Here is a 17462-nt window from a genome sequence, read left to right on the forward strand (position 1 = left end):
GGAACGGATATGTCCAAGACCGCAACAGCGTCTGCTGCAAAGCAACGGCGCCGGCCTACTGCTGCCCGCGTTTCCGGGGCCAAGGGCGGCGAGCAAAAGCCCTACACCCCATACAAGGCGCCCGATAGCGCTCTGTCTATCGCTACGGTAAAGCTCCTGTATGCGCTCAGTGAAGGCCCTATCGTAGGCCTGGTCGACGACAAGCGTTCAGTGAAGCTCAACGGCACGCCACTGATATCTCCAGACGGCAGTGAGAACTTTCCTGGGACAACATGGGATTTTCGCCCGGGAACAGTCGATCAGGAGTATATGCCGGGCTTTCCGGCCATCGAGAATGAGGCATCACAGGGCTTGCCTATCGAGCTGAAATCGGACAACGCCTGGACTCGCGCGATTACTGATCAGCAGTTGTCGGCTGTGCGCATCCGATTATCGTGGCCGCAGATTTGGCAGATAAAGACCAACGGCGACCAAATTGGTTACCGCATTGATTATGCGATTGACCTGTCCGTGAATGGCGGTAGCTACCAAACAGTCCTTTCGGCAACCCTGGATGACAAAGGAACAACCGAATACGAGCGCACCCATCGAATCGACCTCCCTGAGGGCTTCACCAGTGCGCTGGTTCGCGTGCGCCGACTCACCCCCAACCGCAACGACTCCAACTTCGCAGACCTGATGCGCATCAAAGGGCTTACGGAGGTCATCGACAAAAAGCTGCGCTATCCGAACCTGGCGCTGGGAGGCCTGCAGTTCGATGCGAAGCAATTTCAGGACACGCCGAAGGCCAGCTTCCTGATGCGCGGACGCATTGTTCAGGTGCCGACCAACTACAACCCGGAGACTCGAACCTATACAGGTGACTGGAACGGCACTTTTAAGCTTGCCTACACCAACAATCCTGTCTGGGTATGGCGCGACCTGTTGTTGCATCGTCGCTACGGCCTGGGCCGTCGCATCACCGCCGACATGGTGGACCATTGGACGCTGTACGAGATCGGCCGCTATTGCGATGTGATGGTTCCAGACGGGAAGGGCGGCATGCAGCCGCGTATGACCACCAACGTTTACATTCAGGATTCGGTTGAGGGCTACGCACTCCTTTCGGACCTGGCCAGTGTGTTCCGTGGGAGCAGTTGCTGGAACGGTTCCCAGGTCACCATGGTGGCGGATATTCCAGGCAACGAGGACGGCTACGTCTTCACCCGCTCGAACATCATCGGTGAATTTGAGTACGTCTCCGCAGCGCTCCCTGATCGCCATACACGGGCGAAGGTTGCCTGGGACAATCCTGAAAACGAGTTCAAGACACAGCCGGCCCCCGTTACCAACGAAGAGTTGATCGGTGAGCTCGGGCACCGGATGCTGGATATCTCGCGTTTCGGCTGTACCGTGGAGGGAGAAGCAATCCGCCACGGTATCTGGGCGCTCAAGTCTGAGCAGTATGAGGAGTGGTCGGTAAGCTTCACCACCGGCATGGAGGGCCGCAACGTCGAGCCTGGCCAGATTATCTGCGTGGCTGATGAGTTGTTCTCGGGGCGCGCAAATGGTGGGCGTATCAGCGCCGCGACCAAGCGCGTGATCACGCTGGACATCGACGCAGAGGTGCACGAGGAAGACCGTTTAATCCTTAACCTGCCGAGCGGCAAGTCCGAAGGGCGCATCGTGAAGTCCGTCTCTGGCCGCTTGGTCACCGTCATGGCGGACTATTCGGAACTCCCAGAGCCGGAGTGCAGCTGGTCCGTGGAAAGCGCTGATCTGGCCGTGATGCGCTTTCGTGTGCAGACCATCGAGCCGCAAGGGCTGCATCAGTTCAAGATAGCTGCCACTCAACATGAGCCACTGAAGTACCAGGCGATCGACACTGGCGCCCGGATTGATCCGCAGCCAACGAGCATCATCCCGCCCGGGGTAATGTCTCCGCCGGATAACATCGGCATCGAGGCGCGCAGCGTCGTGTCGCAGGGCATTGCTGTCACCAGTATGCGTATTACGTGGGATTCGGTGCCTGGGGCTATTGCGTACAACGTGGAGTGGCGCAAGGACAGCGGTAACTGGATCCGCTTGCCGCGCACTGGGAATCTCGGCGCGGACGTTGAGGGCATTTACAGCGGCCGCTACGTTGCACGTGTCAGCTCGGTTAACGCCATGGATGTGGCTTCTATCTGGGGCGCCAGCCCTGAGGTAGAACTGACCGGCAAAACCGGCTTGCCGCCGGCGTTGTCGTTCCTGACCACCACCAGCGAGCTGTTCGGCATCGGCATCAAGTGGGGCTTCCCTGCTGGCGCCGAGGACACCCAGCGGACCGAGCTTTGGTATGGCCCGGCGAACAACCTGCAAGCCGCGACGAAGCTTGCCGACCTGGCATATCCGCAGGCCGACTACCGTATGCAGTCACTGCTGGCGGGTGCAACGTTGTTCTTCTGGGCGCGCCTGGTGGACCGTACCGGCAACATTGGACCGTTCTATCCGGTGGTGAATGGGGTGATGGGCCAGGCCAGCTCGGATGCTGGGCCGATCCTTGAGCAGATCAAAGGGCAGATCGACGAGACGTCCCTGGGGCAACTGCTGAATGAGCGCATCAACCTTATCGACGGCAATGGCCCAGGCTCGGTCAATGGGCGCATCGAAGCGGCCAAGGATGAGCTGGAAGGTTTGATTGACCAGATCGTCGACGCGCTTGAGTACGATCCTTCCAAGGCTTATACCCTTGGCAACATCGTCCGAGTCGGACAGCACCTTTACCAGGCGCGTGGAGACGTCCCGGCGGGAATGTCTCCACCGAATGGGACGTATTGGTTCGATATTGGCACTGTGGCGCAAACGGTTGACGCACTGGCTCTGCAAGTTCAGCAGAACTCCGCAACGATCACGCAACACGGTCAGGACATTACCGCCCAGGCTTCGCAATTGAACGCCGTCAAAGCAACAGTGAATGATCCTGTCACCGGGGTGGTTGCGACTGCAAGCGGCCTGAGCACGCTCAAGACCACGGTCACCACGCTAGATGGCAAGGTGACCACCACGGCAGAGCGGGTTGACGGCATTTACCTGCAGGTCAATCCGCCGCTCCAGGGCGATAGCGGTTCGATGATGGGGTCGGAGGCAAGCTATGTGGGTGTCTGGTCTACCCAGTCCGCGCTGATCGAGGGCGACTTGGTACAAGGCCAGCGCACAGATGCGGTCGAGGTCAAAACCTCGGCGAACGCTGCTGCCGTGCTGTCTGAGCAAACCGCTCGCATCAATGCGGATGGTGCTCTTTCCACTCGGATCGACACCGTTACAGCGCAGACGGCGAGTAATGCCTCGGCGGTCCAGGCAGAAATCATTGCGCGGACAAATGCGGATCAGGCGCTTGGCCAGCGCATCGACACCGTTCAGACGACGGTGGGCGGGAATACGCTCGCAATCCAGACCAACGCCACAGCCATACAAACGGTCGACGGCAAGGTCACCGGGAGCTGGTCGGTGCGTATGCAGTACGAAAGTGCCAGCGGCTTGTACAAGTACGCGGGTATCGGCCTGGGCCTGGAGAACGGTCCCGGTGGGTTGCAGTCGCAGTTCATTATCGACGCCGACAGGTTCGCTATCGGCCAGGCCGGGACTGTGCCGTTCGCAGTCACGGGTGGGCAGACCTTCATCAAGGCTGCGTTCATCCAGGATGGCACGATCACCAACGCCAAGATCGGTAATTACATCCAGTCGAACAACTACGACCCGCAAAAGGCTGGATGGAAGCTGTTCTTCGACGGGACGTTCGAAATCAACGGCGTAGCTCCAGGTCAAGGACGATCAATGATGACAAATCGGTCGCTGCGCTTTTGGGATGCGGGCGGTGTAAAGCGCCTACAGCTTGGAGATCAAACCGAATGAGTTCTGCCTTAAGGATCTGGTCTTCGTCGGGGGTGCTGGAGTTCGATACGAGTGTCGCCACATACAGGATTGTTTTATCTGTTCTGGTTTCTTATTCGTCGGGCCCAGCAGGAACTCGAGAGTTTTCGGTGCCGGGTTGCAATACAAGCAACTCGATATGCTTTTTTTTGCCGATAAATAACGATACCTCGCAAGTTTCTGAAAATAGACAGTTGGAGTGCGAGATGGGTCAGGATGTGGTTTATACACGAAACTTCCTGAAAGGCAGCCCGTCTGGGTCTTTTTCATCCGCAACAATGCGGCTAATAGTTGCGAGGTGGGGGTGATGACCTATGGCTTGAGCGTTGTTAACGATGCTGGAGCGATCTCCCTAGACTCTGAGTACGCAAGGCTATGTGTTTTTCATAAAGGCACCTACAGCGCTGGCGTCACAGTCACATTCCAAAATGTGGTTGATACACAGGAACCACCGCTAATTTTCATCAGGCCGCCTGACAATGGATCGCTTATACAGTTAGGCGTTCTGCTTGAGGGTTCTGCGGGGGCTTGGACTGGCGCTACTGTTGTGTCCGGGCAAGTCCACTCGGGCAATATTTTCGTGGGGGCGTTTTCGTCGAAGCCCTTAGCATCGTACGGGCTAAGAATGTGGGATGCCAATGGCAAGCAAATCTTCGATTCTGGTACTCAAGCAGCAGTATTTACCAGATCGTTACAAAATTGGACTTACACGCATACTACGTATAGCGCCCAAGGATTGCCGACTAATTGGTATTCTGTTCCGCTGAGTTATGAGCTCGGCGATTACTTGATGATTAATAACGCCAGAATGCCGATGATGGCAGGAAATAATGAGTCTCGTGGAACGGGACTTAGATATGACTTTCCTGCTGGGCTTATAAGATTCAGCGTGACCACCGTGACGAACCCATTTTACTTCTCCCTTGCTGCAGTTTTTGGGAAGGTGGTTGTTTAAATTTAAGTCATCATAAGGATGCAAGCACATGGCAAGACAAGAGATAAACCTTGGTACGGCCCCTACTGGTGTAGGCGGGGATACCACTCGTACGGCTGGCGTCAAGATCAACGCCATGACAGATGAGATATATAAGAACTTCTATCAGAGGTCGAATATTCTCGCTGATGTTGCTGATTTAAACGGCCTTCCGAACGGCGGTATTATCGAGACAAAAACAAACTCAAACGGAACCTATACGAAATTTGCAGACGGCACTCTAATTTGCTTTAACACGTTTATCGTAACTGCGACCGTTAACCCTGGCGCGTCTGTGGTGCCATCTGTAGTTATGCCGTACGCTTTTTCAGGCTCGCCTTATATTGCCAATTCTCTGATTTTTTATACGGCGGGGCAGGGCGCGCAGATATACTCATCCAAGCAAAACTATGGTTTGATTGGGGCGTTCATAAACACTGGTGTGTCTGCATCTTCATCGTTCCCGAGCTTTACGACACTAGGAACTAATATTTCTTATTCCTATGAATATCGCTATTTGGCAATAGGGAGGTGGAAATAATGATAATCAAATTATCGCCGCAGCGTCGGGATGATCAGCTGGTCGTCAGTAAGCGGAATGATGTGCTGACAATCAACGGTGAACGGTTCGACTTCCGAGAACTTCCTGAAGGTGCAGTCTTGCCAGCATCTGCTGTGGCTTGCGAATTCGTCGTCGGCGACGTTATGAGGCTCAACGGAGATCTGATCATAACCTTGCTCCTTCCGTGCGGACCTGAAGCAAGCAACTCAGCTTGCTTCCCTGCCGATATCGTCGCCCCACCGAACGGTAATGTGAGTCTTCCCCTATGAGTAATATCGATTTCAGCAAGATGGTTACCGCCGAGCAACGTCATGCGGATGAAGAGCGTGCCGCCCTTGAGTCCGTTCTGTCATCGCGTCGCGCTGCCTACCTGTCCGAGTCCGACCCGCTCAGGCTGGAAGCCGACTACGACGCGTTGAGCCGTGGCCTGGAGCCCGACTACACCGCCTGGCTGGCGTCAGTGGCCGCGATCAAGGCGCGTTTCCCTTTACCGGTGAGCGCTTCCGCCTTAGACGCCTAAAGCCACCAGTCACCGCCACCCGCCTTGAGCGGGTTTTTTATTGCCTGGAGAAAGCCATGCCTATTACTGAAAGTCGCGGGGTGCGCAATCGCAACCCGGGCAACATCGATTACAACCCGGCAAATCAATGGCAAGGACAGCTCAAGCCAGATCCTGCCATTGAGAAGCGCTTCGCCCGCTTTGACACTGCCGAAAACGGTATACGCGCCCTGGGCAAGCTGCTGCTGACCTACCAACGCAAGCATGGCTTGAAGACCGTGAAGGCGATCATCAGCCGTTGGGCGCCGTCGGTCGAGAACGACACCGCCGCGTACGTGCGCGCTGTTGAGGCGAACACTGGAGCACGACCTGGTGCCGAGGTCGATCTGACTCGCCCCGTGGTAATGGCTGGCTTTGTCAAGGCGATCATCCACCACGAGAACGCAGGCTATGCCTACCCTGATGCGGTGTTGGCCGAAGGCGTGCGGCGGGCGCTGACATGAGTGAAATAAAAACGATCTCACGCGTACTGGGCCAGGCAGCAGACGGCTCGCTGTGGTTCTTCTGCAATGGTTGCGACCTCCCGCATAGCCTGAATGTTGGACCTGGCCCAGGCCCGCGGTGGGGCTACAACGGTATCGCCGAGGCGCCGACGTTCACGCCCTCTGTACTGTCCCGCTATGGGATGCATGGAAAGGATGTTGTCTGCCACTCATTCGTCACCGATGGGCGAATCCAGTACCTGGGCGACTGCACGCATGCACTGGCTGGTCAAACTGTCGATCTGCCGAATTGGGAGGAGTCATGGGCGAATTGGTAAAGCAGTACAAGGTCGCGCTGATCCTATTTTCATGCCTGCTGCTGATTGGCATTGGTGCTGGCGCCGCCTGGGAGGTCCAGGACTGGCGGATGGGCAAGAAGATGGCTGAGCGTATCGCGGAGCAGGGCGCCCGCCACCAGAAGGAACTGGATGCAATCACTGGTGAGGCGTGGCGTCAGCAGTCGGCCGAACTGGATAAGCGCCTGGACACCGAGGAAAAGCTCGCGCTCCAGGACCAACAACACACCAAGGAATTATCCGATGCCCAGCGCAACCAGGCTCGCCTGCGTGACCAGCTTGCTACTGCTGATGTCCGGCTGTCAGTCCTCCTTGCCGAGGATTCAGCCAGTAGCTGCAACGTGCCTACCACCCCCGGCGCCGTCGGCGTGGTTCATGCAGCCCGTCGAGCCCAACTTGACCCAGCGCATGCGCAACGAATTATCCGCATCACCGATGACGGGGATAACGCCATAATCGCCTTGCGTGCTTGCCAGGCGTACGTCAGGGCTGTGGCTCCTTGAGTGCCCGCAGCTCATCCAGCAATCGCTGGTTTTCCCTGAGAAGGTGGTCTCTCTGCTCCGTGATTATCGCCAAACCGTTTAACTTGCGGCCCTGACGTGAGGTTTCCAGGTTCAAGGCAGCGACTTGGGACAGTGCGGCTTTCAAGGAGGTCTCCGCCTGGTCCTTTCCTGTCATCAACAGGTCATTCATCTGCACCAGGCCTGCGATATTCGCCCGCGCTCGACGCAGCATGCGTTCGGTCTCCACCAGCTCATCTACAAGGATTGAGCATTGGTGCTGGTACATTTCCAGCGGAGTGGGGCAGCCGAGCCAATCATCGGTGTCCATGTCTACGTTCATAGCGTGAATCTCAAATACTGTATGTGCGTACAGTAATCGAGGTGTGGCAGGTTTGGGGAGTGGTGTTCGTCGGCAGGACGCCGGGGAGGGTGCGTGACTTTTGCGTGACACTCTCACGCGCTTGTAAGCTCTTGTGGGCATTCGATTGCAGCGAGCGCCAATAAAAACAGCTACTTAACAAGGTCTTACAGGTGTACTGCGTGCATGGGGTGCTAGGGGTCGAGTGTTCGAATCACTCCGTCCCGACCATTTATTCCTGAGTAAAATCAGTCACTTAAGCCGATAAGATGAATCGGCTTTTTTGTGCCTGCGCAAAACCTGCACAAAACTACCCAGTGATTTCGCAGATATTCAGGTCCGGAACTGCCTCGGACCAGATGATTTCCTCATGGTCTCGCTGGTATTTTTTGGTCATGCCCTCGCTCGCATGACCCGCAGATCTTCTGCCCCTCGAAACGCATGTCTAGGATGTCGGTCCGCCGCTGAGCGATGATAAGCGCCAGGCCGATGGCGTTCTGTAGCCAGGCAGGCGACTTTTCCCTGATAGCCTTCAGGCCCTCAACGGTGTGCCGCTTGCGCTGCTTCTTCTCGACTCGTTTGATGGTGCTGGCCGCTGGGTTGTCCGGGCAGAGGCTCTTGGCTGCGGCGTGGTTGAAAAAGTCGACCAATGGCGCCCGGCATTGGTTGGCTGAGCGCGGGGTGAACCATGATCCCAACATGCTCGACGCTGATTACCGGGATGGGGCTGACGAAGCTGGAAGCTCTGTGGCGGGAGCGGGACGCAGACCTGCTGGCTTAGCAGGTAGCAATGACGATAGCCCGGCCCAGCGCCGGGCTATTGTTTCGCCTCAAGGCAACCCGACTGGTAGGTAATCCATAGCCTTTACCGGGCGGGGCTGCTTTCGGCTCCGGGTTCATACGGATGGGCGTGCAGATCGGCATCAACTCTGTTCTCAGCGCGGCCTTTTCCGTTGAAATCGCCCAGTCGACGACCGAGACCAGCAGAGGTGTCCGCTTGCATGGGGCGCCAGGGGGCGGGTGTTCGAGTCACTCCGTCCCGACCATATTATTCAATGAATTAGCCCAATCGGTGACGGTTGGGCTTTTTCAGGGAATAAATGCCCTTCCCAGCATCCGTCGCCATTTTTCATAATCACCACACACCAAGGAAATTTCCCACATCCAACGCCGGTACCCCGTTGTTAGGCTCCCACTCTTTGACCTAACTTCAAGGAGTTACCTGATGACAAAACGTCTAGCCGCCGAGTTCTTCGGCACATTCTGGCTGGTACTGGGCGGTTGCGGCAGTGCCGTTCTGGCTGCCGCCTTCCCTGAGCTGGGCATCGGCTTTGTCGGCGTGGCCTTGGCATTTGGCTTAACCGTATTAACCATGGCCTACGCCGTCGGCCATATTTCCGGCGGGCATTTCAATCCCGCGGTCACCCTGGGTTTGCTCGCCGCCGGGCGGATTGACGGCAAGGACGTGGCGCCCTACATCCTCACTCAGGTCTTGGGCGCGATTGCAGCTGCCGGGGTGTTGTACCTGATCGCCAGCGGCAAGGCCGGGTTTGATGTGTCGGCGGGGTTTGCCACCAATGGTTATGGTGAGCACTCTCCAGGTGGCTTCTCGTTTCTGTCAGTGGTGGTCACCGAGTTTGTACTCACGGCGTTTTTCCTGCTGATTATCCTGGGTGTTACCGATAAAAAGGCGCCGGCCGGTTTTGCGCCGCTGGCCATCGGGTTCGCCCTGGTCTTGATTCACCTGATCAGCATTCCGGTGAGCAATACATCGGTTAACCCGGCGCGCAGTACGGGCGTGGCACTGTTTCAAGGCGATTGGGCGATAGCCCAGTTGTGGGTGTTCTGGGTGGTGCCTTTGCTCGGTGGCGTGTGTGGTGGGCTGGTGCACAGGTTCGTGTTGGCGACAAAACAGTAATCGCTCAGGCCACCTTTGCTCGGCGAGCTGGCCGTGTTCTTCATGATCGAGCCGCCTTGTAACGGTTGCCCGGGCGCGCCAAACCAAGGTTTTCACGCAGTGTGGTGCCGGTGTATTCGCGACGAAACAAGCCGCGTCGCTGTAATTCGGGAATGACCAGGCGGGCAAAATCCTCCAGCCCGCCCGGCAGGTGCGGTACCAGAATATTGAAGCCATCCGCCGCACCTTCTTCGAACCAGCGCTGCAGTTCATCGGCGATCTGAATCGGCGTGCCGATCACGCTGTAATGACCGCGGCCACCGGCAATGCGTCGGCCCAGTTGCGCCAATGTCAGGTGTTCGCGCTGGGCCAGTTCACTCAGCAGTTGCTGGCGGCTGCGTTGACCGCTGTCGGTCAAGGGTAACTCGGGCAGCGGCCCATCCAGGGGGTAGCCGGACAGGTCGAAATTACCCAACATGCGCCCCAGCAACGCCACCCCCACCTCGGGTTCGACCAGCGCCTGGAACGCTTCGAATTTGGCCTGGGCCAAGGCTTCGGTTTGCCCCACCACCACAAACACGCCCGGCATGATTTTCAGCGAGTCGGCCTCGCGCCCGTATTGGCCCAGGCGAGCTTTGAGGTCGCTATAGAAGGCCTGCGCGTCGGCCAATGAGGTCTGCGCGGTAAACACCACTTCGGCGGTCTGCGCGGCCAGTTCACGACCGGTTTCCGAGGAACCAGCCTGCACGATCAAAGGCTGGCCCTGGGGCGAGCGCGCCACGTTCAGGGGGCCTTTGACTCGGAAGTGTTCGCCCACATGGTCCAGCACATGGCGCTTACTTGGCTCGTAATAGCGCCCGCTGGCCTTGTCGCGCACGAAGGCGTCGTCGTCCCAGCTGTCCCACAGCCCCGTCACCACCTGATGAAATTCCCGTGCGCGGCTGTAGCGTTCGGCATGCCCCAGGTGCTCGTCGCGACCGAAATTCAGCGCCTCGGCCGCGTTATCCGAGGTCACCAGGTTCCAGCCTGCGCGACCGCCGGAGAGGTGATCCAGCGAGGCGAATTTGCGCGCCACGTGGTACGGCTCGTTATAGCTGGTGGTGGCGGTGGCGATCAGGCCGATATGTTCGGTCACGGCACTGAGGGCCGAGAGCAGGGTGAGCGGCTCGAAATGATCCGAGCGCGCCATCTGGCTGGCGACCTCGCCGGTGGCGGCGGCAATGCTGTCGGCCACGAACAGGGCGTCGAACTTCGCCGCTTCCGCCACCCGTGCCAAATGCTTGTAGTGGGCAAAGTCCAGGCCAGCGTTCGCCGGTACGTCGGGGTGGCGCCAGGCGGCCACATGGTGCCCGGTGGCCATCAGGAAGGCGCCGAGTTTGAGTTGACGGCCCATGCTAGAAATCCTTGCGCAGTTGCACGCCGAAGTAACGCTCATCGTCACGAGGCACGGCGCGGTAGATGTAGTTGCCGCCGCTGGCCAGCAGCGGTGAGTAGGATTTGTCAGCGAGGTTCTTCGCCAACAGCGCCACGCGCCAGCCATTGGTGTAGTCGGCCAGGGCCACGCTGGCGTTCCAGAGGCCGTAGGCGCCTTGCTTGGTGTCGAGGTTCTGGCTGATGTCGTACTGCACTTCGCTCTGCCAGCTGTAGTCAGTGCCCAGTTCGATATCCAGGCCGTTCTCCAGAGGGATGCTGTAGTCGGCGCGCACGTAGCTTTTCCAGTCCGGGCTGAACGGCAGTGGTTTGCCATTGACGTTGCAGGTTGCTGCTGCGCCTGGCGGGCACGCGAACTGATCGATGCGCGCTCGGGTATAGGCCAGGGCGCCGGAGAGCTTGAGTTGCTGAGTGGCTTGCAGGGCGTAATCGAGCTCGACGCCTTCGGTGCTGACGCTGCCGGCGTTGATCAGGCGCGTCACGACTTGGCCGGCAACCGTGTCAAAAAAGTTGGCCTGGTAGTTGTCGTAGTCACTGTGGAACACCGCCAGGTTGGTGGTCAGGCGGTTGTTCCAGGCCGTGGCCTTGATTCCGGCTTCCCAGGTATTGGAGGTCTCCGGCTTGAGCGCGTCGGTATCGCGCGGCTGCATGTTGAAGAACACGTTGTAGGCCGGGCCTTTGTAGCCACGTGAGTAGGTGAGGTAGCTGGTGATGTTGTCGCTGAGGTCGTACTGCACGCCCAGCCGACCGGACCAACCATCCTCGTCTACCGAACCGGAACTCGACGTCGCCGGTTGAATGCCGCTGACGGTAGTGGCAGAGGTGGACACGCGGCGATGGTCGTACTGCAAGTCGTCATGGGTGTAACGCAACCCGGCGATGCCGCGAAAGCGCGAGGTGAAGTTGAGCGTGGTCTCGCCGAACACCGCGTAGCTGTCGCTGGTGGTGCTGTAGTCGGCAATGCCTCTATCGACCCGCGTCGTGGTGGTGAGGGTGCGCTGATAGGTCTCCTCATCCTTGCCATGCATGTAGAACAGGCCGCCGACGTACTCCAGGAACTCGCCTTTGGGCGAGGCCAGGCGCAGCTCCTGGGAGTATTGGTCGAACGCCAGGTCGCCCTTGTCAGCGGTGCCGGGGAACGCGGCGGTGACCGTGCCCAGACGGTCGCCATCCTGATATTGAGTGTTGTCCCAGCCGCGCCAGGCGGTGATTGAGGTGAGGGTGTAGTCACCCAGATTCCAATCCAACTGCGCCGACAAGCCCTTGTTGGTGTCTTCCACATGGCTGCGGGTATCGGTGTTGATATCGCGGTTGTCACTTGAGGCGCGCACCGGTCTCAAGGCATTGCTGAACGCCGGGCTGAGGGACTTGCTGACCACGCCATTGGGCGCGTCGTCGTGGGATTGCATGTAGTCGGCGATCAGGGTCAGTGTCACGTCGTCGTTGGGCGTGAATTCCAGCTTGCCGCGAATGCCCTTGTGGTTGTAACCGTTGACCTCCTGGCCGTTGTGGCGGTTGTCGACGTTACCGTCGTAGCTGCCGAACAAAGTACTGATCGAGCCCTTGAGCACCTCCGGCACCAGGCTGCCACCGATGCCAAAGCGCGTGCGGCTTTCATGGCCGCTGTAGAACGACTGGTCGATAAAACCGTGGGTCTGGGCAGTCGGCGCCTTACTGGTGATATTCAGCACACCGGCCGACGCGTTCTTGCCGAACAGCGTGCCTTGCGGGCCACGCAGCACTTCGATGCGCTCCAAATCCAACAGGTCGAGTGTGGCCTGGCCGGGGCGTGCATAGACCACGCCATCGATCACCGTAGCCACCGTTGGCTCAACGCCCGGCGAGGTTGAAATGGTGCCCACGCCGCGCACGAACAATGAGGTGTCCTTGTTCGAGGCGCCGGTGCGAAAGTTCAGCGACGGTACTTGCTGCGCGATGCTCGCCACCCCGTTGCGATTGTCACGCTCCAGTTGCTCGCCATCGAGCACCGAGACGGCCACCGGGACTTTTTGCAGCGATTCTTCGCGGCGGGTAGCGGTGACTGTCACGGATTGGAGCGTGGGTTCCTGTTCGTCAGCCGCTACAGCGCCGCAGACGGGCAAGGCGCAGAGGCCTGCCAGAAGCAACAAATGGGTGTGCCGTGGAAAGTTATGCATGCTGTGCCCGCTCGAAAAAATACCCTGGTCCGCTGCGGTTCTGCGACCTTCAGCGCCTGAAAATGTCTTGGGCATTCGCTCGAGCGAGTAGCAGACAGTGCGCTTTGTTAGCGCTAACATCGGCATTATTGAAGGCGTCGGTTTAGAGCGTCAAATACTAAAAAATTAGTTTTATATTCCTTTTTGAGGTTTTTGCCGTGAACGAACACAAACCGCGCAAGCGCCGGGGCGCCGGCCGCGTCACCCTCAATACCGTGGCGCGCCAGGCCGGGGTGTCGGCCATTACGGTGTCGCGTTACTTCAACCAACCTGAACAGGTGTCACCCGAGCGCCGTGAACGTATCGCCCAGGTAGTCGCGCAGTTGGGGTATGTGCCGAACCTGGTGGCCGGCGGGTTGGCCTCCGCGCGCGGCAAAATCGTTGCGATGGTGACTCCGAATATCTCGGGGCCGATTTTTGCCAATACGCTGCAGGGCTTCAGCGACACCCTCAATCGTCACGGCTACCAACTGTTGCTGGCCTCCAGCTATTTCAGCGTCGAGCAGGAGGAAAGCGCGGTGCGCGCTTTTCTCGGTTGGTCGCCGGCAGCGCTGGTGCTGACCAGCCGCTTTCACAGCCCTGGCACCGAGAAGATGATCGCCGAGGCAGATATACCGATCGTCGAAACCTGGGACTACGTGCCGGAACGCGCGCCGTTGCAAGTGGGGTTTTCTCATTATGAAGTGGGCGTCACCGCCGCGCGCTACTTGCATGGCAAAGGCTATCGACGCATCGCCTTCGTACAAAACAGTGCAGTGGGCGACTTCAGCGCATTGGAGCGGCGCGATGGATTTACCGCGACCCTCTCCGAGTTGGGTGTGCACCCGTGGGTCTTTGTGCCGGACGCCGACCGTGCGCCCTTCGAAGCCGGCAAGCAAGCCATGGAAGCGCTGATGGGGCAGGCGATCACGCCCGATGCGATTTTCTTCGCCAATGACAACCTCGCCGCGGGCGGTTTGCTGGCCGGTCAACGCGCCGGGCTGAGCATCCCCCAGGACTGCGCCGTATTGGGTTTTGGCGATTACCCGTTTGCCCACATGTTGTTGCCCAGCCTCAGCACCCTCCAGCCACCCGCGTTGGAGATCGGTGTGCTCGCCGCCACACGCGTCCTGCAAAGTCTGGGTGTATTAGCAACCGATGAGGAAGTTGAGCGCTTGAATCTTTTGCACTGTCAGTTAATTGAACGAGAGAGCACCTGAACAACTTAATTATGGCTAAGTGCAACTAGTGGCTATTGGCTGTCAACGCTCTAAATCAGTGCATTTGGCAATGTTTTGTATTTAATTACCCCCTCGTCCGGAACTAGGGCTATAACTTCCAGTCGATACACCCGGCTAACGCCTGCCTGGGCTATGGCGAACTAATGGCATTGTTCGGTAGTTCTAAATAGCCATACTTTTCGCAACGTTAGATATTCCTCAATGATGTCGTCAGCGCCCATCGATGCTTGCAAAATGCAGATCCCGCATACCGACCAGGTGTGCGCGTGGCTGATGCAGCACGCCGGGCTCAAAATCGCTGATCTGGAACGCGCCCAGCGTTTATCCACTGAGCCTGGCGACCTGCTCGGTTTACTCACGCGCCTGGGCCTGGTGTCCGAGGTCGAACTGGCTCGCGCCTGGGCCGATTTGCTGAATGCGCCACTGCTGCTGGCCGACGCGGCGCCGCCGTTGCTCGACCCGCTTCCCGTGCTCACCGAGCGCTTTATGCGTCATTACCAGGTCGTGCCGATGGGTTGGCATCAGGGCGGGTTGCGCGTAATGGCCGCCAACCCGGCGCAGTGGTATCCGTTCCAGGCCCTGGCGTATGCCTGTGAGGTGCCGGTCTGGCTGGCCATCGGTTCGCGTAATGAAGTCGACACACTGATCGAGCGCTATTACGGCCAGGGCCGTTCCGCCATGGGCAGCCTGATCGAAAACCTCGATGAGCAGGGCGGCGTGCTGGAAGACATCGAGCACCTCAAGGACATGGCCTCCGAAGCGCCAGTGATTCGCCTGGTCAATCTGATCCTGCAGCGCGCCGTGGAACAGCGCGCCTCGGATATCCATATCGAACCCTTCGAAAACCAACTCAAGGTGCGCTACCGCATCGACGGCGTGCTGCACGACGCCGAAGCACCGCCTGCCAGTTCGTCGGCGGCGGTGATCTCGCGGGTGAAGATAATGGCGCGCCTGGACATCGCCGAACGGCGCCTGCCCCAGGACGGGCGCATCATGCTGCGCATCCAGGGCAAGGCGCTGGATCTGCGGGTGTCCACGGTGCCCACCAGCTTCGGCGAGTCGGTGGTGATGCGCCTGTTGGACCGGCAAACCGTGCAATTCGATTTCCCCAGCCTGGGCTTTGATGGCCCGCGCCTGGCGGCCTTCCAGGATCTATTGGCGCGGCCCCACGGCATCCTGTTGGTCACCGGGCCTACGGGCTCGGGCAAAACCACCACGCTCTATACCGCGTTGTCGCAGCTCAATACCGCTGAACGCAAGATCATCACCGTGGAAGACCCGGTGGAATATCAGCTTGAAGGGATTAACCAGATCCAGGTCAAGCCGGCCATCGGCCTGGACTTTGCCGGAGCGCTGCGCGCCATCGTGCGCCAGGACCCGGACGTGATCATGATCGGCGAAATCCGCGACCTGGAAACCTGCCGCATTGCCGTCCAATCGTCACTCACTGGCCATCTGGTCCTCTCGACCCTGCACACCAACAGCGCTGCGGCGAGTATCACGCGCTTGCTGGACATGGGCGTGGAAAGCTACCTGATTGCCTCCACGGTCAGCGGTATTCTCGCCCAGCGCCTGGTGCGGCGCCTGGACCCGGCCACGCGAGTAGCCTTCCAGGCCCCAGCGGAATTGATCAAGGAGCATGGCCTGGATCGCCTGACCGAGCAGCGTCCGATCCTGCTTTACCGCGGTGACTATCACGGCCGCAGCGCCCTCACTGAATTGTTGGTGATGAACGATGAGTTGCGTGGCTTGCTGATGGGCCACGCCGACGCCGCCAGCCTCGAGCACGCCGCCCGCCGCGCCGGTTTGCGCACCTTGTATGAAGACGGTTTGCGCCAGGCCCTGGCCGGTGTCACCTCCCTGGAAGAAGTGCTGCGCGTCACCCGCGGAGATGACGCGTGAGCCTGTTCAAGTTCCGCGCCCTGGACAGCCAGGGCGTGGCCCAGAGCGGCACGTTGCAGGCCATTGACCAAGCGGCCGCTGTCGCCGTCTTGCATCAGCGCGGGTGGTTGTTGCTGCACATCGAAACGGCCAGCGGCCCCTTGTTGCGCCAGGCACGTGGGCAGTTGAAGGGCGTAGCGCTGGTGAGTTTCACCCAGCAATTGGCCACGCTACTGGGCGCCGGCCAGCCCCTCGAACGCGCTTTAAACCTGTTGCTCAAGCAAGCCCGCCATCCTCAGGTGCAGGCCTTGATCGAGCGCATTCGCGACCAGGTCAAGGCCGGCAAACCGCTGTCGGCGGCGCTGGAGGAGGAGGGCGGCACGTTTTCCCCGCTGTACCTGAGCATGGTGCGCGCCGGTGAGGCCGGCGGGGCGCTGGAGGGCACCTTGCGCCAGCTCAGCGACTACCTGGAGCGCAGCCAGTTACTGCGCGGCGAGGTGATCAATGCGCTGATCTACCCGGCGTTCCTGGTGGTGGGTGTACTGGGTTCCCTGGCGCTGTTGCTGGCCTATGTGGTGCCGCAATTCGTGCCGATTTTTCAGGACCTTGGCGTGCCGATTCCACTGATCACCCAGGTGATCCTGGCGCTCGGCGAGTTCCTCGGTGCCTATGGCCTGGTGGTGCTGGCCGGGTTGTCGATCAGTGGGTGGATCCTGGCGGCGCGCCTGCGCGACCCCCTGCGCCGTGAGCGTTACGACCGTCACCTGCTGGGCATCCGCGTGATCGGCCCGCTGTTGCAACGGGTGCAAGCCGCCCGCCTGACCCGCACCCTCGGCACGTTGCTCAGCAATGGCGTGGCGCTGCTGCCCGCGCTGGTGATCGCCCGGCAAGTCTGCAGCAACCGTGCGCTCCAGGCGCAAGTGGCGCTGGCAGCGCAACGGGTCAAGGGCGGCGGCACCCTGGCCGATGCGTTCGGCCGTCAGCCGCTGCTACCGGAGCTGGCGCTGCACATGATCGAAGTCGGTGAACAGGCCGGCGAACTGGACAGCATGCTGCTCAAGGTCGCCGACATCTTCGACGTCGAGGCCAAGCGCGCCATCGAACGCTTGCTCGCGGCAATGGTGCCGACCCTGACCGTGGTCATGGCGGTGCTGGTGGCGGTGATCATGCTGGCGATCATGCTGCCGCTGATGAGCCTCACCAGCCATATATGA

Annotated in this window: 14 protein-coding genes; 11 read left to right on the forward strand and 3 right to left on the reverse strand. The window is 59.4% G+C overall.

All coding sequences use genetic code 11. The features are described 5' to 3' along the window. Positions 1-9: 9 nt before the first annotated feature. The 7 genes from gpJ (at position 10) to JMV15_RS11215 (ending at position 7266) form a co-directional block, all read left to right on the forward strand. The gene (gene gpJ / locus JMV15_RS11190) at positions 10-3873 is read left to right on the forward strand and encodes a TipJ family phage tail tip protein (RefSeq protein ID WP_201491481.1); all 3864 of its coding nucleotides are present in this window, start codon (positions 10-12) and stop codon (positions 3871-3873) included. Positions 3874-4198: 325 nt separating this feature from the next. Continuing rightward, positions 4199-4846, forward strand: coding sequence for a hypothetical protein (locus JMV15_RS11195; RefSeq protein WP_032903613.1), 648 nt, complete (start codon positions 4199-4201; stop codon positions 4844-4846). A gap of 28 nt (positions 4847-4874) precedes the next feature. Further along, the gene (locus JMV15_RS11200; protein ID WP_153649790.1) at positions 4875-5405 is read left to right on the forward strand and encodes a hypothetical protein; all 531 of its coding nucleotides are present in this window, start codon (positions 4875-4877) and stop codon (positions 5403-5405) included. A 286-nt stretch (positions 5406-5691) separates the two neighbouring features. Continuing rightward, positions 5692-5946: a hypothetical protein gene (locus JMV15_RS11205; protein WP_019816795.1), complete on the forward strand. Its 255-nt coding sequence runs from the start codon at positions 5692-5694 to the stop codon at positions 5944-5946. A gap of 56 nt (positions 5947-6002) precedes the next feature. Further along, complete coding sequence (locus JMV15_RS11210) at positions 6003-6428, forward strand: structural protein (RefSeq protein ID WP_201491482.1); 426 nt, start codon at positions 6003-6005, stop codon at positions 6426-6428. Beyond that, positions 6425-6745, forward strand: a complete 321-nt coding sequence (locus JMV15_RS28350; protein ID WP_235991945.1) for a DUF6527 family protein — start codon at positions 6425-6427, stop codon at positions 6743-6745. The genes JMV15_RS11210 and JMV15_RS28350 overlap by 4 nt, the downstream gene beginning before the upstream one ends. Continuing rightward, positions 6730-7266: a lysis system i-spanin subunit Rz gene (locus tag JMV15_RS11215; protein ID WP_201491483.1), complete on the forward strand. Its 537-nt coding sequence runs from the start codon at positions 6730-6732 to the stop codon at positions 7264-7266. The genes JMV15_RS28350 and JMV15_RS11215 overlap by 16 nt, the downstream gene beginning before the upstream one ends. Here the strand turns inward: JMV15_RS11215 and JMV15_RS11220 are convergent. Beyond that, complete coding sequence (locus JMV15_RS11220) at positions 7247-7606, reverse strand: hypothetical protein (protein WP_201491484.1); 360 nt, start codon at positions 7604-7606, stop codon at positions 7247-7249. The two genes, JMV15_RS11215 and JMV15_RS11220, sit on opposite strands and share 20 nt — an antisense overlap. Before the next feature lie 1243 nt (positions 7607-8849). Here JMV15_RS11220 and aqpZ point away from each other — a divergent pair. Further along, complete coding sequence (gene aqpZ, locus JMV15_RS11225; RefSeq protein ID WP_014719121.1) at positions 8850-9542, forward strand: aquaporin Z; 693 nt, start codon at positions 8850-8852, stop codon at positions 9540-9542. 40 nt (positions 9543-9582) lie between these two features. Here aqpZ and JMV15_RS11230 read toward each other — a convergent pair whose 3' ends face one another. Further along, entirely contained in the window at positions 9583-10914 is a 1332-nt protein-coding gene (locus JMV15_RS11230; RefSeq protein WP_014719120.1) for an LLM class flavin-dependent oxidoreductase, read from the reverse strand. 1 nt (position 10915) lies between these two features. Next, the gene (locus tag JMV15_RS11235) at positions 10916-13108 is read right to left on the reverse strand and encodes a TonB-dependent receptor (protein ID WP_038450678.1); all 2193 of its coding nucleotides are present in this window, start codon (positions 13106-13108) and stop codon (positions 10916-10918) included. A gap of 197 nt (positions 13109-13305) precedes the next feature. Here JMV15_RS11235 and JMV15_RS11240 point away from each other — a divergent pair, with 197 nt between their 5' ends. The 3 genes from JMV15_RS11240 (at position 13306) to gspF (ending at position 17462) form a co-directional block, all read left to right on the forward strand. Continuing rightward, on the forward strand, positions 13306-14346 hold the full coding sequence (locus JMV15_RS11240; protein WP_019821135.1) for a LacI family DNA-binding transcriptional regulator: 1041 nt from the start codon (positions 13306-13308) through the stop codon (positions 14344-14346). 255 nt (positions 14347-14601) lie between these two features. After that, positions 14602-16269 carry a type II secretion system ATPase GspE gene (gspE, locus tag JMV15_RS11245; RefSeq protein WP_230957573.1) on the forward strand — a complete coding sequence of 556 codons (1668 nt, stop codon included), beginning with the start codon at positions 14602-14604 and terminating at the stop codon, positions 16267-16269. Next, a complete protein-coding gene (gspF, locus tag JMV15_RS11250; RefSeq protein ID WP_038450676.1) occupies positions 16266-17462 on the forward strand; it encodes a type II secretion system inner membrane protein GspF in 1197 nt (398 codons plus the stop codon). The genes gspE and gspF overlap by 4 nt, the downstream gene beginning before the upstream one ends.

The sequence above is a fragment of the Pseudomonas paracarnis genome (assembly GCF_904063055.1).
Taxonomy (GTDB): Bacteria; Pseudomonadota; Gammaproteobacteria; order Pseudomonadales; family Pseudomonadaceae; genus Aquipseudomonas; species Aquipseudomonas paracarnis.

What these genes read in the sequence shown, in the direction of transcription:
- JMV15_RS11235 (WP_038450678.1), bottom strand. Translation starts at nt 13,108, where the DNA reads ATGCATAACTTTCCACGGCACACCCATTTGTTGCTTCTGGCAGGCCTC.
- gspE (WP_230957573.1), top strand. Translation starts at nt 14,602, where the DNA reads ATGCAGATCCCGCATACCGACCAGGTGTGCGCGTGGCTGATGCAGCAC.
- JMV15_RS11220 (WP_201491484.1), bottom strand. Translation starts at nt 7,606, where the DNA reads ATGAACGTAGACATGGACACCGATGATTGGCTCGGCTGCCCCACTCCG.
- JMV15_RS11200 (WP_153649790.1), top strand. Translation starts at nt 4,875, where the DNA reads ATGGCAAGACAAGAGATAAACCTTGGTACGGCCCCTACTGGTGTAGGC.
- aqpZ (WP_014719121.1), top strand. Translation starts at nt 8,850, where the DNA reads ATGACAAAACGTCTAGCCGCCGAGTTCTTCGGCACATTCTGGCTGGTA.
- JMV15_RS11230 (WP_014719120.1), bottom strand. Translation starts at nt 10,914, where the DNA reads ATGGGCCGTCAACTCAAACTCGGCGCCTTCCTGATGGCCACCGGGCAC.
- JMV15_RS11205 (WP_019816795.1), top strand. Translation starts at nt 5,692, where the DNA reads ATGAGTAATATCGATTTCAGCAAGATGGTTACCGCCGAGCAACGTCAT.
- JMV15_RS28350 (WP_235991945.1), top strand. Translation starts at nt 6,425, where the DNA reads ATGAGTGAAATAAAAACGATCTCACGCGTACTGGGCCAGGCAGCAGAC.
- JMV15_RS11195 (WP_032903613.1), top strand. Translation starts at nt 4,199, where the DNA reads ATGACCTATGGCTTGAGCGTTGTTAACGATGCTGGAGCGATCTCCCTA.
- JMV15_RS11210 (WP_201491482.1), top strand. Translation starts at nt 6,003, where the DNA reads ATGCCTATTACTGAAAGTCGCGGGGTGCGCAATCGCAACCCGGGCAAC.
- JMV15_RS11215 (WP_201491483.1), top strand. Translation starts at nt 6,730, where the DNA reads ATGGGCGAATTGGTAAAGCAGTACAAGGTCGCGCTGATCCTATTTTCA.
- gpJ (WP_201491481.1), top strand. Translation starts at nt 10, where the DNA reads ATGTCCAAGACCGCAACAGCGTCTGCTGCAAAGCAACGGCGCCGGCCT.